The organism is Sporosarcina sp. SAFN-015 (genome assembly GCF_051966875.1).
Lineage (GTDB): Bacteria > Bacillota > Bacilli > Bacillales_A > Planococcaceae > Sporosarcina.
In genome coordinates, this window is sequence record NZ_JBQCKP010000014.1 from 1 (window position 1) to 23762 (window position 23762).

26 protein-coding genes and 2 pseudogenes are annotated in these 23762 nt (G+C 42.2%); 8 read left to right on the forward strand and 20 right to left on the reverse strand.

Translation table 11 applies throughout. The features are described 5' to 3' along the window. Nucleotides 1–106 precede the first annotated feature (106 nt). The 3 genes from ACTHPA_RS17565 to ACTHPA_RS17575 all read right to left on the reverse strand — a co-directional run bounded on the left by ACTHPA_RS17565 (nucleotide 107) and on the right by ACTHPA_RS17575 (nucleotide 1027). On the reverse strand, nucleotides 107–448 hold the full coding sequence (locus ACTHPA_RS17565) for a stage V sporulation T C-terminal domain-containing protein (protein ID WP_440502135.1): 342 nt from the start codon (nucleotides 446–448) through the stop codon (nucleotides 107–109). Between the two features lie 113 nt (nucleotides 449–561). Beyond that, nucleotides 562–777 (reverse strand): hypothetical protein, encoded by a 216-nt coding sequence (locus ACTHPA_RS17570; RefSeq protein WP_440502137.1) that lies wholly within the window; start codon nucleotides 775–777, stop codon nucleotides 562–564. Next, nucleotides 761–1027 (reverse strand): hypothetical protein, encoded by a 267-nt coding sequence (locus ACTHPA_RS17575; protein WP_440502139.1) that lies wholly within the window; start codon nucleotides 1025–1027, stop codon nucleotides 761–763. Before ACTHPA_RS17575 ends, ACTHPA_RS17570 begins: the two co-directional genes overlap by 17 nt. Before the next feature lie 228 nt (nucleotides 1028–1255). On the opposite strand from ACTHPA_RS17575, the gene ACTHPA_RS17580 reads away from it, so the two are divergent. Together ACTHPA_RS17580 and ACTHPA_RS17585 are read left to right on the forward strand one after the other, a co-directional pair. Then, entirely contained in the window at nucleotides 1256–1426 is a 171-nt protein-coding gene (locus ACTHPA_RS17580; protein WP_440502141.1) for an AbrB/MazE/SpoVT family DNA-binding domain-containing protein, read from the forward strand. 217 nt (nucleotides 1427–1643) lie between these two features. Beyond that, nucleotides 1644–2832 (forward strand): IS3 family transposase gene (locus tag ACTHPA_RS17585; RefSeq protein ID WP_440502143.1). Its coding sequence is split into 2 segments (ribosomal slippage): nucleotides 1644–1912 and nucleotides 1911–2832, totalling 1191 coding nucleotides; the frame shifts between segments, so codons are not numbered across the junction. A 391-nt stretch (nucleotides 2833–3223) separates the two neighbouring features. Here the strand turns inward: ACTHPA_RS17585 and ACTHPA_RS17590 are convergent. The 3 genes from ACTHPA_RS17590 to spoVT (ACTHPA_RS17600) form a co-directional block, all read right to left on the reverse strand. After that, nucleotides 3224–4474 (reverse strand): trypsin-like serine protease, encoded by a 1251-nt coding sequence (locus tag ACTHPA_RS17590; protein ID WP_440502217.1) that lies wholly within the window; start codon nucleotides 4472–4474, stop codon nucleotides 3224–3226. A 98-nt stretch (nucleotides 4475–4572) separates the two neighbouring features. After that, on the reverse strand, nucleotides 4573–4962 hold the full coding sequence (locus ACTHPA_RS17595) for a hypothetical protein (protein WP_440502145.1): 390 nt from the start codon (nucleotides 4960–4962) through the stop codon (nucleotides 4573–4575). Between the two features lie 472 nt (nucleotides 4963–5434). Next, nucleotides 5435–5956, reverse strand: coding sequence for a stage V sporulation protein T (gene spoVT, locus ACTHPA_RS17600; RefSeq protein WP_440502219.1), 522 nt, complete (start codon nucleotides 5954–5956; stop codon nucleotides 5435–5437). An 822-nt stretch (nucleotides 5957–6778) separates the two neighbouring features. Here spoVT (ACTHPA_RS17600) and ACTHPA_RS17605 point away from each other — a divergent pair. Both ACTHPA_RS17605 and ACTHPA_RS17610 read left to right on the forward strand, forming a co-directional pair. After that, the gene (locus ACTHPA_RS17605) at nucleotides 6779–7264 is read left to right on the forward strand and encodes a hypothetical protein (RefSeq protein ID WP_440502146.1); all 486 of its coding nucleotides are present in this window, start codon (nucleotides 6779–6781) and stop codon (nucleotides 7262–7264) included. A 21-nt stretch (nucleotides 7265–7285) separates the two neighbouring features. Further along, nucleotides 7286–7735 (forward strand): hypothetical protein, encoded by a 450-nt coding sequence (locus ACTHPA_RS17610; protein WP_440502148.1) that lies wholly within the window; start codon nucleotides 7286–7288, stop codon nucleotides 7733–7735. Between the two features lie 161 nt (nucleotides 7736–7896). On the opposite strand, the pseudogene ACTHPA_RS17615 reads toward ACTHPA_RS17610, so the two are convergent. Next, nucleotides 7897–8353 (reverse strand): annotated as a pseudogene (locus ACTHPA_RS17615) (stage V sporulation T C-terminal domain-containing protein); the annotation flags it as partial. Between the two features lie 120 nt (nucleotides 8354–8473). Here ACTHPA_RS17615 and ACTHPA_RS17620 point away from each other — a divergent pair. Both ACTHPA_RS17620 and ACTHPA_RS17625 read left to right on the forward strand, forming a co-directional pair. After that, entirely contained in the window at nucleotides 8474–8734 is a 261-nt protein-coding gene (locus ACTHPA_RS17620) for an AbrB/MazE/SpoVT family DNA-binding domain-containing protein (RefSeq protein WP_440502150.1), read from the forward strand. Beyond that, complete coding sequence (locus ACTHPA_RS17625; RefSeq protein WP_440502152.1) at nucleotides 8734–9132, forward strand: type II toxin-antitoxin system death-on-curing family toxin; 399 nt, start codon at nucleotides 8734–8736, stop codon at nucleotides 9130–9132. The genes ACTHPA_RS17620 and ACTHPA_RS17625 overlap by 1 nt, the downstream gene beginning before the upstream one ends. A 162-nt stretch (nucleotides 9133–9294) precedes the next feature. Here the strand turns inward: ACTHPA_RS17625 and spoVT (ACTHPA_RS17630) are convergent, their stop codons facing one another. Both spoVT (ACTHPA_RS17630) and ACTHPA_RS17635 read right to left on the reverse strand, forming a co-directional pair. Next, nucleotides 9295–9831 carry a stage V sporulation protein T gene (gene spoVT / locus ACTHPA_RS17630; protein ID WP_440502154.1) on the reverse strand — a complete coding sequence of 179 codons (537 nt, stop codon included), beginning with the start codon at nucleotides 9829–9831 and terminating at the stop codon, nucleotides 9295–9297. A gap of 774 nt (nucleotides 9832–10605) precedes the next feature. Next, nucleotides 10606–10871: pseudogene (locus ACTHPA_RS17635) on the reverse strand (hypothetical protein); the annotation flags it as partial. Nucleotides 10872–10875: 4 nt separating this feature from the next. Here ACTHPA_RS17635 and ACTHPA_RS17640 point away from each other — a divergent pair. Further along, nucleotides 10876–11424 carry a matrixin family metalloprotease gene (locus ACTHPA_RS17640; protein ID WP_440502156.1) on the forward strand — a complete coding sequence of 183 codons (549 nt, stop codon included), beginning with the start codon at nucleotides 10876–10878 and terminating at the stop codon, nucleotides 11422–11424. 23 nt (nucleotides 11425–11447) lie between these two features. Further along, the gene (locus ACTHPA_RS17645; protein ID WP_440502157.1) at nucleotides 11448–12218 is read left to right on the forward strand and encodes a hypothetical protein; all 771 of its coding nucleotides are present in this window, start codon (nucleotides 11448–11450) and stop codon (nucleotides 12216–12218) included. 122 nt (nucleotides 12219–12340) lie between these two features. On the opposite strand, the gene spoVT (ACTHPA_RS17650) is transcribed toward ACTHPA_RS17645, so the two are convergent. The 11 genes from spoVT (ACTHPA_RS17650) to ispE form a co-directional block, all read right to left on the reverse strand. Continuing rightward, nucleotides 12341–12877 (reverse strand): stage V sporulation protein T, encoded by a 537-nt coding sequence (spoVT, locus tag ACTHPA_RS17650; protein ID WP_060205952.1) that lies wholly within the window; start codon nucleotides 12875–12877, stop codon nucleotides 12341–12343. 88 nt (nucleotides 12878–12965) lie between these two features. Continuing rightward, nucleotides 12966–16508, reverse strand: coding sequence for a transcription-repair coupling factor (gene mfd / locus ACTHPA_RS17655; RefSeq protein ID WP_440502159.1), 3543 nt, complete (start codon nucleotides 16506–16508; stop codon nucleotides 12966–12968). A 78-nt stretch (nucleotides 16509–16586) separates the two neighbouring features. Then, nucleotides 16587–16835, reverse strand: coding sequence for an anti-sigma-F factor Fin (locus ACTHPA_RS17660; RefSeq protein ID WP_440502160.1), 249 nt, complete (start codon nucleotides 16833–16835; stop codon nucleotides 16587–16589). A 56-nt stretch (nucleotides 16836–16891) separates the two neighbouring features. Then, nucleotides 16892–17455: an aminoacyl-tRNA hydrolase gene (pth, locus tag ACTHPA_RS17665; protein ID WP_440502162.1), complete on the reverse strand. Its 564-nt coding sequence runs from the start codon at nucleotides 17453–17455 to the stop codon at nucleotides 16892–16894. A 73-nt stretch (nucleotides 17456–17528) separates the two neighbouring features. Further along, the gene (locus ACTHPA_RS17670; protein WP_440502164.1) at nucleotides 17529–18167 is read right to left on the reverse strand and encodes a 50S ribosomal protein L25/general stress protein Ctc; all 639 of its coding nucleotides are present in this window, start codon (nucleotides 18165–18167) and stop codon (nucleotides 17529–17531) included. A gap of 82 nt (nucleotides 18168–18249) precedes the next feature. Next, entirely contained in the window at nucleotides 18250–19209 is a 960-nt protein-coding gene (locus tag ACTHPA_RS17675) for a ribose-phosphate diphosphokinase (RefSeq protein WP_440502166.1), read from the reverse strand. 14 nt (nucleotides 19210–19223) lie between these two features. Continuing rightward, nucleotides 19224–20594, reverse strand: coding sequence for a bifunctional UDP-N-acetylglucosamine diphosphorylase/glucosamine-1-phosphate N-acetyltransferase GlmU (glmU, locus tag ACTHPA_RS17680; protein ID WP_440502167.1), 1371 nt, complete (start codon nucleotides 20592–20594; stop codon nucleotides 19224–19226). Between the two features lie 393 nt (nucleotides 20595–20987). Beyond that, the gene (gene spoVG, locus ACTHPA_RS17685) at nucleotides 20988–21272 is read right to left on the reverse strand and encodes a septation regulator SpoVG (protein ID WP_440502169.1); all 285 of its coding nucleotides are present in this window, start codon (nucleotides 21270–21272) and stop codon (nucleotides 20988–20990) included. A 204-nt stretch (nucleotides 21273–21476) separates the two neighbouring features. Further along, nucleotides 21477–21854: a RidA family protein gene (locus ACTHPA_RS17690; RefSeq protein ID WP_381444424.1), complete on the reverse strand. Its 378-nt coding sequence runs from the start codon at nucleotides 21852–21854 to the stop codon at nucleotides 21477–21479. Beyond that, nucleotides 21851–22684: a pur operon repressor gene (purR, locus tag ACTHPA_RS17695; RefSeq protein WP_440502172.1), complete on the reverse strand. Its 834-nt coding sequence runs from the start codon at nucleotides 22682–22684 to the stop codon at nucleotides 21851–21853. Before purR ends, ACTHPA_RS17690 begins: the two co-directional genes overlap by 4 nt. A gap of 57 nt (nucleotides 22685–22741) precedes the next feature. Then, the gene (gene ispE / locus ACTHPA_RS17700) at nucleotides 22742–23608 is read right to left on the reverse strand and encodes a 4-(cytidine 5'-diphospho)-2-C-methyl-D-erythritol kinase (RefSeq protein WP_440502174.1); all 867 of its coding nucleotides are present in this window, start codon (nucleotides 23606–23608) and stop codon (nucleotides 22742–22744) included. Nucleotides 23609–23762: the final 154 nt, after the last annotated feature.

The window sequence follows — 23762 nt, forward strand, 5'->3', positions numbered from 1 at the left end:
AATCATCTGTATATTTAACCATAATAAAACACCCCAAAAGTTAGATTTTCAACTCTAACTTTTGGGGTGCACTTCACGATTCTTCCCGGTGCGTGCAGGCAGTTTTTCATTGTTCCATCTGTTTCGCCAAACAATGCACGGCGGTTTCTGCTGCTTTTTGTTCGGCTTCTCCGATGAAATGCACTTTCGATAGTAAATAAACAGCGCCAATTGTGTCTCCGCCCGCTACGATTGGGGCGATGCAGTAGGATTTCACTTTCTCGACTTGTCCAGGCACCCATTCCACTGCTTTTTCAAGCTTTTCCGTAACGATGGTGCGGCCCTTTAAGATGTCTTCCACGTCCGGAGCCAATTGGCGGTTCAAATAATCTTTTTTCGATAATTCGGATGCGGCGATCATTTCATCCCTGTGACCACCATCCCCAATAGCATATGGTCCTTTCCTCACCTATTTTAATCGCTGACGCTTTGATCTTGCCGGAAGGATGTTAATAACGTTGATTTCTCTATCATTTTCACGAACCACATAAAAAACAACATAATTTAGCATTCGATGCCGGCTCAGCCTTCAAAGGGTCCATGCTCAACCGTTCTGCCGACATACGGAAAAGAAGATAATAGACGATCAATTTCATCAATCATGTTATCTTCTTTAGAAAACCACCATTCAAGCACATCTTCTCCTTGTTCCGCAAAGAAAGCCTGAATTTGGTCTAAACAGTTATTGAATTCCTCTGTGAAATGAACCGAATAACTTCGGTTATTTTCTTCTCTCATGCCGCAATTCCTTTAGTTCTTTCGCAGTAAAGCGTGGCATATCAGGATTATCATAATAACGTTGGAGGGATTCCATTAACTCTGGATATACTTCAATTTGTTGTGCTAAGTTACCATCCTCTTCATCCATAAAAGACGTTTCATGAACTTCTAATGAAAACAGTTTTCCTTCTACAACAAACATTGCTGCATTTTGATCATTCAAGGCATTCGCAAGTTCTTCTTTTACATTTTTACTTAATGCACCCATTACGCATCACCTCAATAGATTTCTTTTCTTTATTATAGCACAGCAAAAGGTCCTTACTGATTATTCAGAACCCCCCACTCGCTGATTTTTCTCCTCCATGACGACAAATGAAAAACAGCCCATCCACACTTGGCAAGAATATGATATTAAATAGACGTTTTCCTCGTTGAAATGCAAATAACCTATTGTTATATTCGTTATAACAGTACTAACAAGGGTGTGAAAAGATTGGGGTTAATTGAAAAAAAAGTTACCAAGATCGGGAATAGTATTGGAATAACGCTGCCTTCGGAGATTTTAACACAAGCGGGATTATCGCAAGGATTCGACGTACAAATTGAAGTAAAAGACGGAAACATCCTTTTAAAAAATAAGGAGCATTTACAACATTCTAAATGATGCGATTAAGAAGCACGACAGAGCATTTAAAGGGCTAGTGGATGAATAATGGATTTGATTGTTTACTTAACACCTCATCAAGTAATTGCCATTTAGAAGTCAACGTTAGTTCAGCAGTACCCCCAGTATGCTAAGATGATTGATGATAGTCTAAAAATAGGACTCACTGAATTGGGGGAGTTATAATAAACTTATCCAATTGAGCGGAGTGAAAAAGATGAAAAGACAGTATGATAAAGAATTTAAAATGGATGCAGCCAGGTTAGTTGTGGAAGCGGGAAAAACAGCAGCCCAAGTGGCAAGGGACTTGGGTATCGCGGAACAGACGCTTCATAACTGGATTAAGAAATATAAAGAAGACAAGGACGGCAGTAGTTTTATCGGCAGCGGGCATAGTGCACCTGAGAAAGAGGCTATGCTGGATCTTCAGAAAAAGGTACGTGACCTAGAGGAAGAGAACGCCATCCTAAAAAAGGCTATGGGCATCTTCGCAAAAACCAGAAGTAATTTATAACTTCATCGAAGAGCACCGGCACGAATTTCGTGTCGCGAAGATGTGTCAGGTCCTAGGTGTATCTAAAAGCGGTTATTATAACTGGCGTGCTCGTGAGAAAAGTCCGCAGAAAGAGCGTCATGAAAGCCTTGTTCGCCATGTGAAGCGAGTACATCTTGCATCCAGAAAAATCTATGGTAGCCCCAAAATTACAGAGAAGTTAAATCAAGAAGGCATTAGCGTCTCGCAAAAAACAGTCGGCCGGATTATGAAAGAAGAAGGAATTAGATCCCAGACGGTCAAAAAATATAAAGCAACCACTAACTCTAAACATTCATTGCCTGTTTATCCAAACCTATTGAATCAAGAGTTTCATGTAGACGAACCAGGCAAGGTATGGGTCGGTGACATCACGTACATCTGGACAAAAGAAGGCTGGCTATACTTGGCGACCATCATGGATTTATATTCTCGACGGATACTCGGCTGGTACATGAGTGAACGAATGACAAAGGAGCTTGTCATCACTGCCCTCAAACGGGCAATCGGTCGTCAAACTCCATCTGAAGACCTTATTCACCACTCGGATCGAGGAAGCCAATATGCATCCCATGACTATCAAAATATCCTTCGAGGGTATCGTATAACCACAAGCATGAGCCGGAAAGGCAACTGTTACGACAACGCTTGCATTGAATCTTTCCATAGTATTATTAAACGTGAGTTGATCTATCACGAAACCTATAAGACGAGACAACAGGCGAAAGACAGCATCGTTGAGTATATTGAATGTTTTTATAACACAATTCGAATCCATTCAACAAATGGCTATTTGTCCCCAATTGATAAGGAAAATGCCTATTATCAGTGTCTATTAGTAGACGTCGAGGGAAGCCCCTTAACCTTGTCGTAAGTGAATAGAGTGAAACTCTGTTCGCTTATGACAAGGCGAACAAGCAAAGCGCGTTAGTTAGATTATACAAGTAGCTATGAATCTCAATTTATTGTGTCCAATTTATTGACTTAGTATCACCATTAGCTTCGCAATTTTCTCGGATATCCCATCTTTGTCATGAATGTGAACTTATAAAAGATAACACTGTTCTGTTCCATCATTAGGTGATGCAAGATATAAATTCTAAACCCTTACTACACCTGTATTTATCTTCGTCTTTCTTTTTCTTAAAGACAAACAACATTTGCCCGTAGTACCGAAAAAAACGGCGAATCGCCGCTTTTTTTGCTTATTATGGCTCAGAACTGATATTTTTAGTATCTATAATCAAGCACACACCTGTGGTGGGTTAATCAGCAACTTTCAGCGGTGTACTGCTTGTATAAAGAAACAAATCATAATGATTAAATACATCTATAATGTCTGTAAAAACTGGATGACCATTTTCTAACTTACCTACATGAATTCCTGTTAATACGTTTCCATTTGCACTAGGACGATAAATGGCTCCTCCACTATCGCCTTTGGCAGAATAATTTGCCCAGTCATCAGGAACTACTACAGACACTATTCTAGTGAATGGAGGGTTTTCCCAATTGTTAGACACAAAACCTTTCTGGATAACTCTTCCACATGTTTTAGGTGTACTTATACCAACACGACAAATTACTTGACTAAATGCAGGGCTTGTCGATGCAGCATTTACGAAATAATTATCAAATTCTTCTGATGCACTATCATCTGAAACTACTTTAATACCGTTAGTAGCATAGCGTCCACCTAACAACGCATTATCCATTATTTTCACTAAAGCAGCGTCTAAATTCACATAGCCTGCTGCAGTATGCTGGCGACCCACGTATGAACTCCATTGTCGTACACGACTGCCTGTACCGTCACTGGCTGTTGTTCCAGAGTTAAAACAATGAGCAGCAGTCAATAAAAAATATTGACCATTTTTATATGCTATCCCTGCTACAGAACAAGAACCGCCAGTTAGTTGAATACCGAGACCTGCCCCTAGTTTATTCCAATTTGATTTTACAGATTTCTCTGAAATGCTTTTTCCACTAAACTCCTTTAATCTAAACTCTAATACATCAGAGTGATTTTCCATAAGCTTTTCTAATAAACTATTATCTAAGTACTCAGCAGAAAACTTAACTTTTCCTTCAAATATATCTGGAACCAATTCAAATATAGGTAACTTTGATTCATCTCCGTAATAGTTTTTTACTTCTTCATAAATTATCATTTGCTGTTTAAATAAATCATCAAATGTGTAATTAGTTACTTCTGTTTTAATACCCCTTTTCTGAAGCTCATTGATTAATTCTCTTATGGCTTTATTGGAGATATATTCGCTCTCCTTATATCTAAAATGCAAAACGTCGTCCTCATCAAAGTATAAATCTCCAATCAACCCTATGTTACTAGACAATGTATTCAATTTATTTGCTATGCTATTAAATTCCTCTAATTGTTTGTCTTGGTTCTGGATAGTGGTTTCGGTTATTTTTTGCTGTGCAGCAAGTGTTTGACCATCAAAACTAAATAGAAGGATGACGACACTAAAGAGGAAGGTTCCAATAAATACCACTTTCTTCAAGTGAATCTACTCCCTTATTAGTAATTATGTTGCTGCCATGACTAATAATTGACTGATAACCCGGAATACCAACTCTCGATTTTAACGAGTTATTTATCCAAAAAATTAACTAACCTAGGAATAGCTTTTTCATTTAATGAATATTTTTCATCGGCTACCTCAAAACGTCCTGTAGTACTGGAAAAAAGCCATAAATCTACGACTTCTTTGGCATCATTTTTATAAGTCACCTCTAGCTTATATCTTGACCCGACATCTGATACAGGCCCTCGATATTTATCCGCATTCTGAATGGCGTCTACAAAAATATTGATTTCATCGGATTTTTTTATTTCTTGTGGGTCCATTGCCTCTGATCCTTGGTCTATTACAATAATTGACTGAATTTCGTCTTTAAATTCAAATGTATTTTCCTCCTTTTCTTTATTATTACATCCAACTAGCAACAGTAAGCTGAATAAGATAAACAGTTTTTTCATTATTGTTCCCTTCTTTCGTTTATGGTAAACTCACAAACTCATATTTTATTCCAATATCCCTTTTCTCCTTTAAACATATGACGTGTTGTCTAAAGAAATTGTTACATTTTTCTTTTTCAGTAATCAAAAAAGCTCCTTTCTTATCGTATTATTTATATTATCAATGTTTTTATTTTACCATTTTACAGGCATATGGATTCATGGATCAATTCGCTATTTATCAATATTGTTATGGCTGCTACCTTATTATCACGTGGTGAATTTTTTATTATTCGATACTGTTCTACCCCGGCTCTCCCCTCAGCGTGAACTTGCTTCGGGTGACGGCTTCATTATTATATCTCTCATGCTCATTTTCCCATTAATGGCTTGGCAAACGATAGGAAGGCAACCGTTTTATAAAAAAACTTGGATTTCACGCGAAAAAACAGCCCACCCACCCCGATTATTCCCGGTGCGTGCAGGCTGTTTTTCATTGTTCCATCTGTTTCGCCAAAAAGTGAGCTGCAGTTTCTGCTGCTTTTTGTTCGGCTTCTCCGATGAAATGTACTTTCGATAGTAAATAGACGGCGCAAATTGTATCTCCGCCCGCTACGATCGGGGCGATGCAATATGATTTCACTTGCTCGGTTTGGCCGGGCACCCATTCCACTGCTTTTTCAAGCTTTTCCGTGACGATGGTGCAACCTGTTAAGATTTCTTCCACGTCCGGAGCCAATTGGCGGTTCAAATAATCTTTTTTCGATAATCCGGATACGGCGATCATTTCATCCCTGTCACTGATCAGGGCGGGTGTTCCGAGGGTTTCGTATAGTGTTTCTGCGTACTCTTTCGCAAATTGACCGAGCTCGGAAATAGGAGAATATTTCTTAAGGATACCCTCGCCATCCCTGTCGGTGAAGATTTCAAGCGGGTCCCCCTCGCGTATGCGAAGCGTCCGTCTGATCTCTTTCGGAATGACCACCCTCACCAGATCATCAATTCTGCGCACGATTCTGTTGCTTTCATCGATAGCATACCATTGATTTCTGTCTTCCTTACATAACTAATGTTTCAATCGAGGGCATATGAAGCAATTAAAAACACAAATATACATTTACTTTTATGAGATGATTTTTTATTGTTGTTTGAAAAAGGTTTTTAAAAAAACAGATTAAAAAAAGTTTAAATGATACAGCAAACCATAGCAAATTAACATTGATCCTTTAAATGTTTTTGACTATCTGAGCGGTCTCACCATAAGTAAAATTTCCCAGCACCAAAAATTATGTAATAAATATACAGGGTACAGTGCTTATTCTCATAAGATTACTTATGAAATAATCGAAAGTATTCCTGTCTAATAATAGAAATTAGATATGGGAAAATACTCTAGTTCTTTTGACATGTTTTAAGAGTGTTTAGTTCAATTTCGATAATTGAACATGACGTATTGGCACCTGTAGTTGGGAAAATTGCTTATACGCTTGTATTTTGATTAAGAAATTGACACAATCAGGTTATAAGAAATTCAATTCCCACTATTATGAATAATTCCGCATTTAATAAAAAAAGGGAGGTTACGTGAATAGAAAAATCTAAAAAATTGCTAGAATTCTATTAGCGTTATGGTATTCAGGTGGAATGGTATAGCAATTACAGAGTTGATTTCTTCAACAGTGATCCATAATGTAACTTTTGATATTTAATGAAGAATGCAATGGTAATCCTCTGAATTTTACCACTCTGTAAAAAAGATTATTACTTAGAAGTAGATTTATTATAATCCTGTGTATCTAAAATATCTATTTACAAACAAAAACAGGGAGGGATTTTCATGGATAAAAAGAGTAAAAAGTTTATGATTTCTTTTATCTTATCTTTCTTTTTTCTATCGTTATTCAATTTTTCATTGGAATTTAACGTGAGTGCAGCAGTACCCCCTGTATGCTCAGATGATGTAAAAGCAGTACAGGCAATAGATGATGATTTAATTACAATTCAATGTTCTTCTAAGGATCAATGGGCTGCTATTAGATCTAATGCAACGTATTCCAATGTAAATGGAAATTTCGTTAATTATTCAAATACGGGAGGGTATACGAAAGCTAGACGAGATTTTGATTCGATGCCCGGGAGAGTTACAGTCAACACGTCCAGTACAATGGTAAAAGACACAGGCGAAGGGCTACATTTAACACTATATAGATCAACTGGCACTAATACAAATCCATGGTCATTACAATATCCACGCAGCCTAATTTCAGGTACTTATGATAAAATTAGATACTATGAGGGGTCGGTAATACCTATAGAACCATAAAATATGAAAGTTGGCCAGAGCATGATAAGAAAACCAACACTCATCACTTGGGAACCTACTGAAGAACTTACTAAAGGATTTATTGAAGTAGTAAAATTTGATGTGTGTTTCAGTGATAAGGGGTTAACTATAACTCTAATTGACAAAATGAGAACTACAGTAGACATCACATATGATAAGGGGACAAACTACTTGGGAGATTATGTTGTATCTTTCCGTTATACCAGTGAAATCCCCATGTCCATGCTTGCCTCACTTGCAGAGGCAGCCAGGGATAAGAGTTGTCTAAATAATTTCGAGACTTGTTTTTATAAAGCATTGGACTCTGATTATTTAGATCGGTTCAAGCCATATTTTCCCGGCGATTTAGCAGATGGTTTGGAGCACCATATATTTCCGGTGGGCACGGGAATAGTAGAGGTTATTAGTGACTATAAACCGAGCGTTACTTTAACTAAGACCACATTCTAATCAGTAGACCTATGTCGATTAACCCAAAAACAATAATCCATCCTTGAGTGTCTAGCTCGATAGGATGGATATCGAGCAGAGATGCAAAGCACGCAAGATAGCACTATTTCAAAAAAACAGCCCACCCACCCCGATTCTTCCCGTTGCGTGCAGGCTGTTTTTCATTGTTCCATCTGTTTCGCCAAAAAATGTGCAGCGGTTTCTGCTGCTTTTTGTTCGGCTTCTCCGATGAAATGCACTTTCGATAGTAAATAGACGGCGCCAATTGTGTCTCCGCCCGCTACGATTGGGGCGATGCAGTAGGATTTCACTTGCTCGACTTGTCCGGGCACCCATTCGACTCCCTTTTCAAGCTTTTCGGTTACCATGGTGCGGCCCTTTAAGATGTCTTCCACGTCCGGAGCCAATTGGCGGTTCAGATAATTTTTTTTCGATAATCCGGATACGGCGATCATTTCGTCCCTGTCACTGATCAGGGCGGGTGTTCCGAGGGTTTCGTATAGTGTTTCTGCGTACTCTTTCGCAAATTGACCGAGCTCGGAAATAGGAGAATATTTCTTAAGGATAACCTCGCCATCCCTGTCGGTGAAGATTTTCAAGCGGGTCCCCTACGTGGATCGTGAATATTCGTGATAGTCTGTTACAAGCATGCCAAGAATTCGATAGTAAATATAAGTTTTCCTCATTGAAATAGAAATAACCAAATGTTATATTCGTTATAACAGTACTAACGGGGATGTGAAAAGATTGGAATTAATTGAAAGAAAAGTTACCAAGATCGGAAACAGTATTGGAATAACTCTGCCTTCAGAGGTTTTAACACAAGCTGGATTATCGCAAGGGGACGACGTACAAATTGAAGTAAAAGACGGAAAGATCATTTTAAAAAAGAAAGAGCATTTACAGCTTCCAGATGGGGTTGACGCAGAGTTTATGGAAATTCTGAATGACGTGATTAAGGAGCATGATAAAGCATTTAAAGGGCTAGTGGATAGATAATGGAGAAAATTGTTTACTTAACAACCAATCAAGTAATTGCCATTAATACAGTGCAAATTCATCTATATTCACCAAAAGAACCGGTAGGCGTAAAAGATCCCGGACTACTCGACTCTGCAATTAACCGGCCAAAGCAGACAGTATTTGGTAGTGATGCCTACCCCTCAATTCATGAAAAAGCCGCTGCTCTATTTGAATCTATTGCTAAAAATTATGCTTTCCATAATGCAAATAAACGAACAGCCCTTGCTTCCCTAATTGTATTTTTGAAACTCAATCACTACAGGTGGACAATGGGAATACAAGAGGAACAGGATTTTACTGTGGACATGGTAAACCATGAATACACTTTTGAAGAAATTGTCCTCACTATTAAAGAGAACACCGAAGCAATTTAGTGTTATTTAAGAATCATGTCATAGCCGATTGAAATCCTATTATGCAGGCATATTTTATTGTACAGATATGCACCTAATTAATGGACAGCATGCATTTGCATAGTTTTTAAGCAAAAAACAGCCCACCCACCCCGATTCATCCCGGTGCGTGCAGGCTGTTTTTCATTGTTCCATTTGTTTCGCCAAAAAATGCGCGGCGGTTTCTGCTGCTTTTTGTTCGGCTTCTCCGATGAAATGGACTTTCGATAATAAATAAACAGCGCCAATTGTATCTCCGGCGGCTACAATCGGGGCGATGCAATAGGACTTCACTTGCTCGACTTGTCCGGGCACCCATTCCACTGCCTTTTCAAGCTTTTCGGTTACCATGGTGCGGCCCTTTAAGATGTCTTCCACGTCCGGAGCCAATTGGCGGTTCAAATAATCTTTTTTCGATAATCCGGATACGGCGATCATTTCGTCCCTTTCACTGATCAGGGCGGGTGTTCCGAGGGGTTCATATAGTGTTTCTGCGTACTCTGTCGCAAATTGACCGAGCTCAGAAATTGGGGAATACTTCTTTAGAATAACCTCGCCATCCCTGTCGGTGAAGATTTCAAGCGGGTCCCCCTCGCGTATGCGAAGCGTCCGTCTGATCTCTTTCGGGATGACCACCCTCCCCAGATCATCAATTCTGCGCACGATTCCTGTTGCTTTCATCGGTAGCACCCCATTGATTTCTGTCTTTATTAAATCATTAAGGTTTCAATCGAGGGCATATAAGCAATTAAAAACACAAATATACATTTACTTTTATGAGATGATTCTTTATCGTTGTTTGAAAAACATATGTTAAAAAAACAAATTAAGCAGTTAAAATGATACAGCAATCCAATGCACATTTACATTGGTCTTTTTGATGTTTTTGACTATCTGAGTAGCCTCACCATAAGTAAAATATCACAGTACCAACAATTATGTAATAAATATACAGGGAATAGTGTTTATTCTGATAAGATAACTTTTGAAAAAATCGAAAGTATATCCCTGTCCAATAATAGAAATTATATACGGGAAAATAATCTATTCCTTTCAACCTGTTTTAAGAGTATTTAGTTCAATTTTGATAATTAAACATGACATGTTGGCACCTGTAGTTGGGAAAATTGCTTATACGCTTGTATTTTAAATAAGAAACTGGCACAATCAGGTTACAAAAACCAATGCACACTACTATGAATAGTCCCATATTTTTAAAAACAGAAAGGAAGGTTAAGTGAATAGAAAAATCCAAAAAAATTGCTAAAGTTCTATTACGTTATGGTATTCAGAAGGAATGGTATAGCAATTACAGAATTGGTTTTTTCCTCAGTGTTGCATAATGTACCTTTTGATATTTTATGAAAAATGCAATGTAATTCCCCGAATTTTACCACTCTTTAAAAAAGATTATTACCAAGAAGTCGATTTATTATAGTTTTAAACTGTGTATCTTACGGCGATCATTTCATCTCTCTCACTGATCAGGGTTGGTATTCCGAGGGTTTCATATATTGTTTTGCGTACTCTTTCGCAAATTGACCGAGCTCGGAATTAGGAGAATACTCCTTTAATATAAACTCGTCATCCCTGTCGGTGAAGATTTCACGCGAGTCCCCTTCATGTATGCGAAACGTCCGTCTGATCTCTTTCGGGATAACCCCCTCACCAGATAAGATCTTAGCGCTATAAGTAATTAATAATTGATTACAGGGAGGCATTAACATGAATAAATACAAAAAGAAGTTAATATTTATTTTCTCTTTTTTACTTTGCCTTTTGGTTTTAACTAATCTTTTGCAAAGAGACGTATTTGCATACGAATTAAAAGGACATCGACAAGGAAACCCTTCATTTATTTCTTACAAATGGGGAAGTGGCTTGACAAGTTCAATGATACAAAATGGATGGACAAAGGGAGGAGACAGCTGGAGAGTATCAACCAAAAGTTATGTGAGGTTTTATTATAACTCAGGCTCTGTAAATACATTCTCACAATATTATATAAGAGATTATGGCGATTATGGTGAAATAATTTATCTAAATATATCTGGAGGGCTTTTGACAAGATTTGAAGCTAAATTAAATGAATATGCAATTTTAACGAATAATGTAGCACAAAGCGTAGCAGTTCACGAAATGGGACACGCTTTAGGATTAAGCGACTTGTCTAGTGGGGCATCCATAATGAATCATAATAGAAACCGAGCCGTCATAATAACGCCCCAAACAGATGACTTAAATGGTATTAGAGCTATTTATGGAGAATTTTAATCAAACACAAAGGAGTTGAAATAATGAAGAATACTTCCGAGCGCCCATACATCCTATTCATTATTCTACCAGTACTTTTATTAGCTTTTGGTGCGTTCATAATTATTCCTTTTGCAACTAGTAAGGAAAGTTCTAAAAATGTTGAAGTAGTTTTAACGCATGATTTGAATGTGCTTGGCGAACTATCCGATATGGTTACTAACTCCGACTATATTGTCTTAGGTTCTTACACTAGCTTCGATTCTACTTGGAACATGGCGAGCAATCCTCACAACCCAATGGATGAGTCAAATGACAAATATGTAGAGGGGAAATTATTTAATTTTAAGATTGAGGAAGTCTTAAAGGGCAATATTAGAGATGAGGTTATTAAGATTAACCACAGACATTCTGAAATTGTAGATCTAGAAATTACTTCAGGAGACGAGGTTATTTCTCCAGAAGGGTTACTAATCAAGTCGCCATCTAAGATTACAGTCCATAAAGTTAACAACAATTACCCTTTATTTATAGAACCGGAGTTTGGAGGAAGGTATATAGTCTTTTTAAAGAAGGATCAGTTTGATGAGATTTATTTAAGGCCGGGTGAACCTTACTTAATAAAAGTAAATAAAAATGATACGGTAGCATTACAAAGTAAACTGCTCAGTCCTGATTTGAGTTCATTCATAACCGAAAATAGAGGAGAGAAAAATATTACAATAATAAATGAATTTAGCACCACTATTGATGATAAAGTCTCTGGTATGGATTTAATTCAAGTACTCGAAAAAATCAAAGGTGAACTAGAATAGGTAGCTACGAATAATTGAGGAGCAATACCCGGTAACTATGCAAACCGTATTATGCGAATATGACTTTTTTTTAAAAAACAGCCCACCCACCCCGATGCTTCTCGGTGTGTGCAGGCTGTTTTTCATTGTTCCATCTGTTTCGCCAAAAAATGTGCTGCGGTTTCTGCTGCTTTTTGTTCGGCTTCTCCGATAAAATGGACTTTCGATAGTAAATAGACGGCGCCAATTGTGTCTCCGCCCGCTACAATCGGGGCGATGCAGTAGGATTTCACTTGCTCGACTTGTCCAGGCACCCATTCCACTGCCTTTTCAAGCTTTTCCGTTACAATGGTACGACCCTTTAAGATGTCTTCCACGTCCGGAGCCAATTGGCGGTTCAAATAATCTTTTTTCGATAATCCGGATACGGCGATCATTTCGTCCCTGTCACTGATCAGGGCTGGTGTTCCGAGGGTTTCATATAGTGTTTCTGCGTACTCTTTCGCAAATTGACCGAGCTCGGAAATAGGGGAATATTTCTTAAGGATAACCTCGCCATCCCTGTCGGTGAAGATTTCAAGCGGGTCCCCTTCGCGTATGCGAAGCGTCCGTCTGATCTCTTTCGGGATGACCACCCTGCCCAGATCATCAATTCTGCGCACGATTCCTGTTGCTTTCATGCATGATGCCTCACTTTCCAAAAATTAAAACCGTCTTCCGTTCGGATATAGTATGCATCATGCTTGGACATTTTATGCAATAGTTCCTTTAGACGGAATCCACGGATGATGGTTCCTTAATGGACGAATGCAAAATCCTCATCATCGCTTCAAGGACGTCAAATTCCGTCTTCTTGCCTGTATGGCGCTCATCCACCGTAATGATCAGCCTTCCGTCTTCCATCGTAAAACCGACAGCACGGCCGAATTCCATCGAGTCGGCTACTATTTTAGCTCCGTCCGTTTTTGCTGTTCCTTCTTCGGTCAGACGGATTTCGATGACAGCACGCTGCTTTTTGATTGATTCGACGCCTGCCATGCGCCCCCATGCTTTAATCCGTCCGACACGCAGCAATAGGTCGGCTTCTAACGGCAGATCACCGAAACGGTCTGTCATTTCATCGACAAGCTCGGAGTAATCCTCCTCGCTTTCGATCGCTTTCACCCGTTTATACATTTGTATCTTCTGGAATCCGTCTTTGATATATGAATCCGGCAAATACGCATTGATCGGCAATGAAATCTCGACGTCCGGAATTTCCGATTTGACGATGCCTGTCTGTTTTTCTTCGATTGCGTCTTGCAACATTTGCGAATAAAGGTCAAATCCGACAGAATCGATGAAGCCATGTTGCTGGGAACCTAGCAAGTTCCCGGCTCCGCGAATCGACAAGTCCCGCATCGCAATTTTGAACCCGGATCCGAGCTCCGTAAATTCTTTAATTGCTTGCAGACGGCTTTCCGCGACTTCCGTCAGCACTTTGTCGCGCTGGTAAAGGAAGTAGCCGTATGCGACGCGGTTCGAACGTCCGACCCGTCCGCGCAGCTGATACAGCTGGGATAAGCCCATTCGGTCTGCGTCATGGACGATGAGCGTATTGACGTTTGGAATATCAATGCCTGTCTCGATAATCGTCGTCGTGACGAGCACGTCGTATTCGCCTTCCAAGAAGCTCAGAATAACAGATTCCAGCGTCGACTCATTCATTTGCCCATGGGCGAAGGCGACACGCGCTTCCGGGACGAGCTGTTTGATTTCATCGACCTTGCGCGTCATGTCCTCAACGCGGTTGTATAGGTAGAATACTTGCCCACCGCGCCCGAGTTCGCGCTCGATCGCTTCTCTCACAAGGGCAAAGTTGTGCTCCATGACATACGTCTGTACCGGGAAACGGTTCGCTGGAGGCGTTTCAATGACAGACAAATCCCGGACACCAAGCATCGACATATGCAGCGTTCTTGGGATTGGCGTCGCCGTCAATGTAAGGACGTCGACATTCGTTTTCAGCTGCTTCAATTTCTCTTTATGTGTTACGCCGAATCGCTGTTCTTCGTCGACGATGAGCAGGCCTAGGTCTTTATAGACAACGTCTTTAGAAAGAAGACGATGAGTGCCAACGACGACATCGATCGTACCCGCTTTCAAGCCTTTCAACGTTTCTGTCTGTTCTTTCCGCGTGCGGAAACGGTTCAATAGTGACACTTCCACCGGAAAGCCGGAGAACCGCTCCTTCATTGTCTCATAATGTTGCTGGGCAAGAATGGTTGTCGGGACGAGGAAAGCGACTTGCTTACCGTCCGCGACCGCCTTGAAGGCAGCACGGATTGCCACTTCCGTCTTCCCGTATCCGACATCCCCGCAAAGAAGACGATCCATTGGACGCTCCCTCTCCATGTCCTTTTTCACTTCCGCGATGGAACGGAGCTGGTCTTCCGTCTCGTCATATGGAAATGCATTTTCGAAAGATCGCTGCAAATCATCATCAGCGGAGAACGCGTACCCTTTTTCCGACTCACGCTTCGCATAGAGTTTGATCAGATCATCCGCGATGTCTTTTACTGCGGATGACACTTTGCTCTTCGTCTTCTTCCATTCTGCACCACCGAGCTTATGGAGTTTTGGTTCCTTCTCCCCGGAAGCTACATATTTCTGGATCAGATCGATTTGATCCGCAGGGACGAAAAGTTTATCCTCTCCGCGATAGCGAATATCGAGGTAATCTTTATGGATGCCGTTCACTTCGAGTGTCACGACGCCATAATATTTACCGATTCCGTGGTGGACATGGACGATATAGTCGCCAGGCTTGATTTCCGAATAGCTTTTGATGCGTTCCGCGTTTGTCATTTTCTGGGGACGAGTTTTTCGCTTCGGTTTCCCTTTGAACAGCTCGGCGTCCGTAATGACAGCAAGACGGTGGAACGGCAACTCGAATCCTGCTGACAGATCCCCCTCAATGATGGAAATGGATCCTGCAGATCCTGCATCTGTCGGCTTGCCGTTCAATGTCGCATCCATCTCGTAATCTCTTAGAATCGATTGGACTTTCTTCATCCGTTCATCGCCATCAGCAACGATAAAAACATTGTATTTCCCTTGCTGCCAACGTTCCATTTCATTTTTCAACAGGTTCATCTGGCCATGAAATTCTTGCATTGGTTTGCAGGAGAACGAAACGGTTTTTTTCAAGACGATGCCAGGAACTGCCCGTACGAACAAGGATAAGTAAGATTTCGGCTGATCGAGCATTTTGTGCATCTCTTCGAATGAAAACGAGATTTTCGCATCATGGACGATCTTTCCATCTTCAAGAAGCGTCAGAAACCATTCCTTCTCTTCGCTTTCCATAGAAGAAGAAACTTCAAGAATTCGTCCGATTTCATCAAATAAGACGATGCCGTTTTCCGGAAAATAATCACCTAGATAGGATGGAACCCGATCTGAAAACGATACATGCTTCATCATCCCTTCCGGAGTGATGCCATCCCGCAAAAGGTCGATGTCTCGGGTGATGTTCATTGTCAGGGATTCTTTTGCCTCTTCATTCTTCATCCGCTTCAAACTTGCACTGAGAGCGTCCTCTAAATTAGTGGCGATTTGTGATAGTTCGGCGGCACCCCAAACATGTTCCGTCGCGGGAAGGATCGTCACCTCTGTCAGTTTGTCGGTCGAACGCTGGTCTTCTGCAGAAAATGCCCGGATGGAGTCGACATCCGTGTCGAACAGCTCGATTCGGATCGGGTTCTCTACATTCAATGGATACACGTCCAAAATACCGCCCCGAAGAGCGAAATCGCCCGGCGCAGTTACCATTTCCTGTCTTCCGTAACCCATTTCCACAAGCTTTCGCGTCCACTCGTCCACGTCGATACTGTCATCCAGATGGACGGACAAGGAATTTTCGAGCCATCTATCTTTTGGAGGAAGAAGTTTCTTCATTCCCGCAACTGGCGTAATATAAATTCCTTTCCCAACACGCGCCATATGGTCGAGCGTATCGATCCGGCTTGCACGAAGTTCATAACTAGCCACAGAAAAATCGGCAGCGACCAATTCCTCTGCAGGATACAAGTGAACGAGTGATTCTCCAAGCATTTTTACAAGGTCTTCATATGTACGTTGTGCTTGCAGCATGTTGGGAGTGATGATCAGGATTGGCCTGTCAGCGGACTGCTGGACAGTCTTAAAAAAGACGGCTTTTGCACCGCCCGATAGACCCGCCAAAAGTTGACGGTCCTGTCCCGTTTTCAGTTCCTCAACGACTTTAGTAATCTCTTTGTCTTGTAGAAATAATTCTATGAGCGCATCCAATGATCATTTTCCTCGCTTTGCAATAAATAAAATTAAGTGAAAAAAGCTTTGCGCGCGCAATACGCCAAAGCAGAAATTCTATTGTATCCATTTCCGTAATGCATAGTAATCGGGATTCATTCGCAGCGACTGTTCACATTGCTCACAAATGCAACGGACCGTCATCGAACCATTTTCATCATACTCTATGAATTGCTGGTCATGCCCTACATGCCCTTCTTCCATCCTTTTCAGTTCTCGGATGATTTCATCGGCAGATGAAAGTGGAATGCTGCCGACCTCCGTATTGCAATGTCTGCATGAATAACGAATGTCCTTCGGTTTCATCAGTATCATCGGCCCCTTTTTAACAAAGTATAGGCTAGGGAGTCGATGATTATTCCTTATGAACCATTATAGTTATTCATAACCTCTAAAAATGGGTTTTTAAGCCAATCTAGGCATGCAGAAGCGCTTTTTTCAACCATCTCTTCAATAAGCGGCTGCTCTTCCTTGCTAAATGGGGCCAGTACATAGTCTGGCACTTTCATGCCGCCAGTCGGACGTCCGATTCCGATACGGATCCTATTGAAAGCATCGGAGCCTAGATGGGCAATCAATGATTTCATACCGTTATGGCCGCCAGCGCTTCCTTTTTGACGCAATCGCAGTTTGCCCGGAGCGAGGTCCAAGTCGTCATAGAGGACGACGATGTCTTCGAGCTCTATGTCGTAATAATCCATGAGTGGTTCGACACATTCCCCAGAGAGATTCATATACGTCAAAGGTTTAACGAGCATCACTTTGCCTTCCGGACGGTGGATAATTGTGTAGGCGCCGTTGAATTTCAGTTGCATAGCAGGGGCATCCAATCGACTTGCCAATTCATCGATTACATGGAAGCCGACGTTATGCCTCGTTTTTTCGTATTGCTTCCCCGGGTTTCCGAGGCCAATTATCATTTTCATAAGGCATATCTTCCTTTTGAATAAATTATAAAAAAGGGCGCACGCTTTGCACGTGCGCTCCTAAATTGTGCTATTATTCTTCTCCCTTTTCTCCCTGATTCTCTCCGACAAGTTCAGGTTCTGCTTCAGCATCCGGGAGGTTTTCTCCGTCCAATTCCTCTTCGGAACGTGGAGCGGAGATGGTAACGAGTGCGTACTCGTCATCCGTAATAATTTCAAAATTCGTTTTCCCACGCACGTCTGCTACTGTCAATGTGTCGCCGATTTGCATTTCGGAAACATCGACTTCAAATGACTCCGGAATATCTGAAGGTTTGACTTTGATCGTCACTTCACGGTTCGGCTGCTGTACGACGCCGCCTTCCTTCTCGCCGACTGATTCGCCGACAAGATGTACCGTCACATCGACTTCAAGCTCTTCAGACATATTGATTGCGAGGAAATCCGCATGGCGGATATCGCCTTTTAAAGCATCTTCCTGAAAATCGTTCAAGACGACGTTCAATTCCTTGCCGTTGACTTCAAGCTTGATAACTCCATTGCGTCCGACTTCGCGCAATGTTTTCATTAAATCGCCCTCTTTTACGGCGATTGGTGTAGATTCTGTATTATATCCATAAACAACCGATGGGATAAACCCGTCATTTCGTAATGCTGTCAAAGCTGATCTCGTTTTTGTTTCTCTTGGTTTCGACTGAATTGCTGTACTCATTTGCGTAGTCACCTTTCCTAAAAAAGTATATTCTATCTCTTGAAATACCCAAAATCAGACGACATGAAACTAACTGACTTGCTTATTCAAACAATGTGCTGACAGATTTTTCTTCAAATACCCGTTTAACTGCTTCACCCAAAAGCTTAGCAATCGACAATTGCTTGATTTTCGGTGATTTTTTACTTTCCGGCAGTTCGATTGAATTCGTAATGACCAATTCTTTAATTTGTGAATTGTCGATCCGCTCGATTGCAGGGCCGGATAACACCGGATGCGTACAGCAAGCGTACACTTCCTTTGCACCGCTCTCGATAATCGCGTTCGCTGCGATTGTAATCGTTCCGGCAGTATCGATGATGTCATCGATCAAAATTGCTGTTTTTCCTTCGACGTTTCCTACAATGCTCATTACTTCGGCAACATTCGGACGTGGACGGCGCTTATCGATGATTGCGATTGGAGCTTTCATGCGGTCTGCCATTTTACGTGCACGTGTTACGCCGCCATGATCCGGGGATACGATAACAAGTTCATTGCCTTCCAAGCCTTTGCTTTTGAAGTATTCTGTTAAGATCGGCTCTGCCACGAGATGGTCGATCGGAATGTCAAAGAAGCCTTGGATTTGCGGTGCATGTAAATCGATTGCGATAACACGGTCTGCGCCCGCTTTTTCAAGCAAGTTCGCTACGAGCTTCGCCGTAATCGGTTCACGGGAACGCGCTTTGCGGTCTTGGCGTGCATAGCCATAATAAGGCATAACAACATTGATTGTACGGGCTGATGCGCGCATCAATGCGTCAATCATGATAAGGAGCTCCATCAGGTTATCATTGACTGGGTTGGAGGTTGATTGGATGACAAAAACATCGCAACCTCGGATACTTTCTTCGATATTGATTTGAATTTCTCCGTCACTGAAACGTTTGACGGAGCACTTGCCGAGTGGGCGTCCGATTTCGTCCGCCACTTCTTGTGCAAGAGTTTCGTTAGAATTTAAAGAGAATATCTTCAGTTTATCATTAGGATAATGATTAGCCATCATGGTCCCCCTGGTTAGTTAAGATTTAATTTTGTTGCGTATCCTTCTTTATTCTCCTGGCGCGCACGCCCAATTGCAAGTGAACTTTCTGGTACATCTTTTGTAATGGTTGATCCAGCCGCGACATAAGCGCCTTTGCCAACTTTTACAGGTGCCACCAGATTGGAGTTGCATCCGACAAATGCATTATCTTCGATTGTTGTCTGATACTTGTTTTTACCGTCGTAATTCACTGTGATCGTTCCGCAGCCGATGTTGACATGTGTGCCGACTTCCGCATCACCAATATAGCTTAGGTGGGAAACCTTGCTTCCTTCTCCAAGACTTGACTTTTTAACTTCAACAAAATTGCCGATTTTTACATTGTCGCTGAGTTTGGATTCCGGACGGATATGTGCGAACGGGCCTACTGTCGTACCGGACCCGATGATGCTGTCCCGTACAACTGACGAATGGATGGTTGTATGATCGCCAATTTCACTATTGACGATATGACTATTCGGTCCAATGATACATTTATTCCCAATGACCGTCTGTCCTTCGATCATCGTGCCTGGTTGAAGAACTGCATCCTTGCCGATTTTTGCATCCGCGCTAATATACGTACTGCCTGGGTCGATGATTGTAACACCGTTTCGCATATGAGATTCTGCAATCCTCTGACGCATCACTCTTTCTGCCTCAGACAGGATGACCCGGTCGTTAATGCCGATTGTTTCACTGAAGTCATCCGTTACGTAGGCTGAGATTAATGCTTGTTCAGACTTTAGGATGCCGATGACATCGGGCAAATAATATTCGCCTTGTGCGTTATCGTTCTTCACTTTTTTCAAAGCTTCGAACAGGGCACGATTGTCAAAGCAGTATGTTCCCGTATTGATTTCGGTCACTTTCCGCTCTTCCGTTGATGCATCTTTGTGCTCAACATTGCGAAGGACGTTTCCTTGCTCATCCCGAATGATGCGGCCGTAACCTGTGGGATCGTCGGCATGCGCGGTCAGAATTGTCGCTTTCGCCTTCGTGTCGGAGTGGTGTGCAATCAATGCTTGCATCGTTTCCGATTTAATGAGCGGTGTGTCTCCGCAGACGACGAGCGTCATTCCTTCGAGTTCGCCTAGCCGGTCCTCTGCCTGCTGAACCGCATGTGCCGTGCCAAGCTGTTCTGCCTGTAGGGCATATTCGCTTTTGGCACCAAGTGTTTCTTCTACCATTTCTGCGCCGTGGCCGACAATCGTTACGATTTTATCCGCGCCGATTCCGAGGATATGGTCGACAACGTGTTCGACCATCGGTTTTCCACAGACAGGATGCAATACTTTATATAAATCGGACTTCATCCGCGTCCCTTGCCCTGCAGCTAGGACGATGGCATATGTATTCGTCATTTGCTGGCCTCCATCCATAATTTCATTATTGACTATAGCTGAAAATAATATAAATTTCAACTATCCCCCCTTGACAATGTAATGTAATTCTTTTAATATTGTTCGTTTCTTTTTTTATTTGTGTATGAAAATGGGAATTTCCACTTCAAGCGGTTGAGTTCCACCCAAATTCCTGCTGACCTTAGCAATAAAAAAGAAAAAAGCTGTCACAGAAAGTCATATTTACTGACTTCTGTACAGCCCATCGAACAGCGAAGGGTTCGATTTGCCTTAATTACCCTCGCAAAAGCCGTTCTTCGTTACAGCTTTCGATGCAATCCTTCTTTGAAATAAAAGAAGCCGTTACAGAATGACTTCTGCACAGCCTCTGTGATGCTTTTCAACTAGTATAACTTACGCTCCAGCCTCTTCGAGCACTCCTTTTTCCTCAACCATATGATACGCGGTTAGGACGGCGTCTTGGACTTTCATCCTCGCTGAAGTGTTGATCGGGTGTGCGACGTCACGAAATTCTCCTTCCGGCGTACGCTTGCTCGGCATCGCGACAAACAATCCGTCATTCCCCTCAATGACACGGATGTCATGTACGACAAACTCACCATCCAAGGTAATCGATGCGATCGCCCTCATCCGGCCGTCCGTCTCAACTTTCCTCAGTCTTACGTCTGTTACCTCCATTATTCCCCACTCCCTTTGTTGTTTCTCTAGCTTCAAACGCCGAGGCGTCCTGCGCTTTCGTTTTATGCTCAACGATTATATTCTACAAAAGTAAGCATTTCCCTTTTATTTTTACAAACTTTTTCTAAAAAACTTTTTTATCAACTTTTGGACACAAAAAAATGGCTGGCCTGCTCTTCATCCAAGCTGGCCGCCACTTATTATTTATTCCCCTGCAAGGGCGATAACTTCAATTTCGACAGTTGCATCTTTCGGCAGTCTTGCCACTTCCACTGTGGAACGTGCAGGAGTGTGGGAACCGAAATGTTGTGCGTATACGTCATTCAATGCTGCGAATTGGTTCATGTCCTTAATGAATACGGTTGCCTTGATGACTTGATCAAGGGAAGATCCCGCTTCTTCCAAAACTGCTTTCAAGTTGGCGAAAACTTGGTTCGTCTGCTCTTCGATCGTTCCTTCGACGAGAAGCCCGTCCGGCGTCATTGGAAGTTGGCCAGATGTATAAACCAGTCCATTCACTTTCACTGCTTGTGCATAAGGTCCAATTGCTTTTGGTGCATTTTCAGTAGCTACATAATTCATTCCGTTTTTCCACCCTTCTTGAAATAGTTTCCTTCTTCCAGTTCAATCGTACGATCCTTTTCATTCACCGCACGGAGCTTGACTAAGGACAAGTAATCGTCAACGAGCACTTCCTCCGTATGTTCCGCCTCTACTAAGACAGCGGTACCCGCAAGCTCGCAGTCGAACTCCTCCAATAAGTTCTTCATGCCGGCCATCGTTCCGCCCGCTTTCATGAAGTCATCGGTGATCAATACTCTTTTGCCGCTCTTCATGCTTCTCTTCGATAATACCATTGTCTGGATACGGCGTGTAGAGCCGGACACGTAATTGATGCTGACGGTCGAACCCTCCGTCACTTTACTGTCCCTACGGACGATGACAACAGGGACATTCAAATGGCGTGCAATCGCATGGGCAATCGAAATGCCTTTCGTCGCAACTGTCATAATGACGTCGATCTCCGTATCGCCGAATGCAGAAGCAAATACTTTACCGATGCGATCCATCATTTTAGGATCCCCTAAAAAATCGGTCATATATAAATAACCGCCAGGCAACAACCGATCCGATCGACCAAGATTTTCTTTAATAAGGGCGATCACTTCACGGACTTCCGTTTCGGAGACTTGCGGAATGTATTTCACTCCACCAGCAGCACCCGAAACAGTCATCAGTTTGCCTGTCCCATTCTCCTCGAAAGTCTCCTTGATGATTGTCAGATCTTCACTTATGGATGACTTTGCGGCATGATAGCGCTCGGAGAAGAAAGTGAGCGGTATGAGTGTATGAGGATTTTCCAATAGATGACGCGTCATATCGACGAGTCTTCCGCTCCTTTTCCACTTCATGATTAACAACCCCTAAACCCGAATGTTTTATCCGTAGATTACCATAATTATACGCCTTTAATCAAGCAGGAAACGTTCTCCCACCATTCTTACAGCATGAACTTCCTTGCAGAAGCCCTTTAGTCCATTGTAAATCCTTGAGACTCTTGCCTCCTGCCGGACGAATCCGAAAACGGTCGGTCCGCTTCCGCTCATCAATACTGCATCTGCTCCAAATTGTTCCATCTTTTCTTTTAAGACGACGACTTGCGGATGTAATTTCATCGTCACCGGCTCCAGGACATTTCCTAACGATGCACACATTTTGTTGTAACTTCCCGAATGCAATGCTTCAAGCATACCTGCTGTGTCAGGATGCTTGATGGAATTGACATCGAGGTTACGATAAATATCCGCCGTAGAAACGGAGATTGAAGGTTTTGCAAGGATGACCCAGCAATTAGGTGGTGCCGGCAAATGCTGGATCTTCTCTCCGCGCCCTTTCGCAAGCGCCGTCCCTCCATGTACGCAGAACGACACATCTGATCCGATCTTTGCACCAAGTTCCGCCAATTCATCTGCACTTAGCTGCAGGTTCCAAAGCCGATTTAAACCGCGTAATGTCGCCGCAGCGTCGGAACTGCCTCCCGCGAGACCCGCAGCTACAGGTATTTTCTTGTCGAGTGTAATCTCGACCCCGTCGCGAATGCCGTATTTCCGTCTCAATAAATCGGCTGCCTGATAGGCTAGATTTTTTCGGTCATTCGGGACGAACCGCTCGGACACCCTAATATTGATATGCCCGTCATTCGATGGGCGAAGCCAGACACGGTCAGCCAAATCGACTGTCGTCATGATCATTTCCACTTCATGAAAACCGTCGGGGCGTTTATGTAGGACATCGAGTGTCAGGTTGATTTTTGCAGGTGCTTTCTCATATAGCATCCAGCCCCCTCCATTCCAAGCTTGTCATTGTTCCCTATTTTACCATAGGGCGAATGGATTTCACCCTGAAAAATTACAAAAGTTATGAGTGGTTGCTAAGAGACGACAGGATTCATACGGAAACAGCCGGGGCAAAGGTATGAAAATGACAATA

Coding starts and splice junctions, on each gene's coding strand:
- spoVG (WP_440502169.1), bottom strand. CDS start 21,272: ATGGAGGTAACAGACGTAAGACTGAGGAAAGTTGAGACGGACGGCCGG.
- pth (WP_440502162.1), bottom strand. CDS start 17,455: ATGAAAATGATAATTGGCCTCGGAAACCCGGGGAAGCAATACGAAAAA.
- ACTHPA_RS17690 (WP_381444424.1), bottom strand. CDS start 21,854: ATGAATTATGTAGCTACTGAAAATGCACCAAAAGCAATTGGACCTTAT.
- ACTHPA_RS17640 (WP_440502156.1), top strand. CDS start 10,876: ATGAATAAATACAAAAAGAAGTTAATATTTATTTTCTCTTTTTTACTT.
- ACTHPA_RS17675 (WP_440502166.1), bottom strand. CDS start 19,209: ATGGCTAATCATTATCCTAATGATAAACTGAAGATATTCTCTTTAAAT.
- ACTHPA_RS17570 (WP_440502137.1), bottom strand. CDS start 777: ATGAGAGAAGAAAATAACCGAAGTTATTCGGTTCATTTCACAGAGGAA.
- glmU (WP_440502167.1), bottom strand. CDS start 20,594: ATGACGAATACATATGCCATCGTCCTAGCTGCAGGGCAAGGGACGCGG.
- ACTHPA_RS17610 (WP_440502148.1), top strand. CDS start 7,286: ATGATAAGAAAACCAACACTCATCACTTGGGAACCTACTGAAGAACTT.
- ACTHPA_RS17625 (WP_440502152.1), top strand. CDS start 8,734: ATGGAGAAAATTGTTTACTTAACAACCAATCAAGTAATTGCCATTAAT.
- ACTHPA_RS17605 (WP_440502146.1), top strand. CDS start 6,779: ATGGATAAAAAGAGTAAAAAGTTTATGATTTCTTTTATCTTATCTTTC.
- spoVT (WP_060205952.1), bottom strand. CDS start 12,877: ATGAAAGCAACAGGAATCGTGCGCAGAATTGATGATCTGGGCAGGGTG.
- spoVT (WP_440502154.1), bottom strand. CDS start 9,831: ATGAAAGCAACAGGAATCGTGCGCAGAATTGATGATCTGGGGAGGGTG.
- ACTHPA_RS17575 (WP_440502139.1), bottom strand. CDS start 1,027: ATGGGTGCATTAAGTAAAAATGTAAAAGAAGAACTTGCGAATGCCTTG.
- purR (WP_440502172.1), bottom strand. CDS start 22,684: ATGAAGTGGAAAAGGAGCGGAAGACTCGTCGATATGACGCGTCATCTA.
- ACTHPA_RS17660 (WP_440502160.1), bottom strand. CDS start 16,835: ATGAAACCGAAGGACATTCGTTATTCATGCAGACATTGCAATACGGAG.
- ACTHPA_RS17595 (WP_440502145.1), bottom strand. CDS start 4,962: ATGAAAAAACTGTTTATCTTATTCAGCTTACTGTTGCTAGTTGGATGT.
- ispE (WP_440502174.1), bottom strand. CDS start 23,608: ATGCTATATGAGAAAGCACCTGCAAAAATCAACCTGACACTCGATGTC.
- ACTHPA_RS17670 (WP_440502164.1), bottom strand. CDS start 18,167: ATGAGTACAGCAATTCAGTCGAAACCAAGAGAAACAAAAACGAGATCA.
- ACTHPA_RS17645 (WP_440502157.1), top strand. CDS start 11,448: ATGAAGAATACTTCCGAGCGCCCATACATCCTATTCATTATTCTACCA.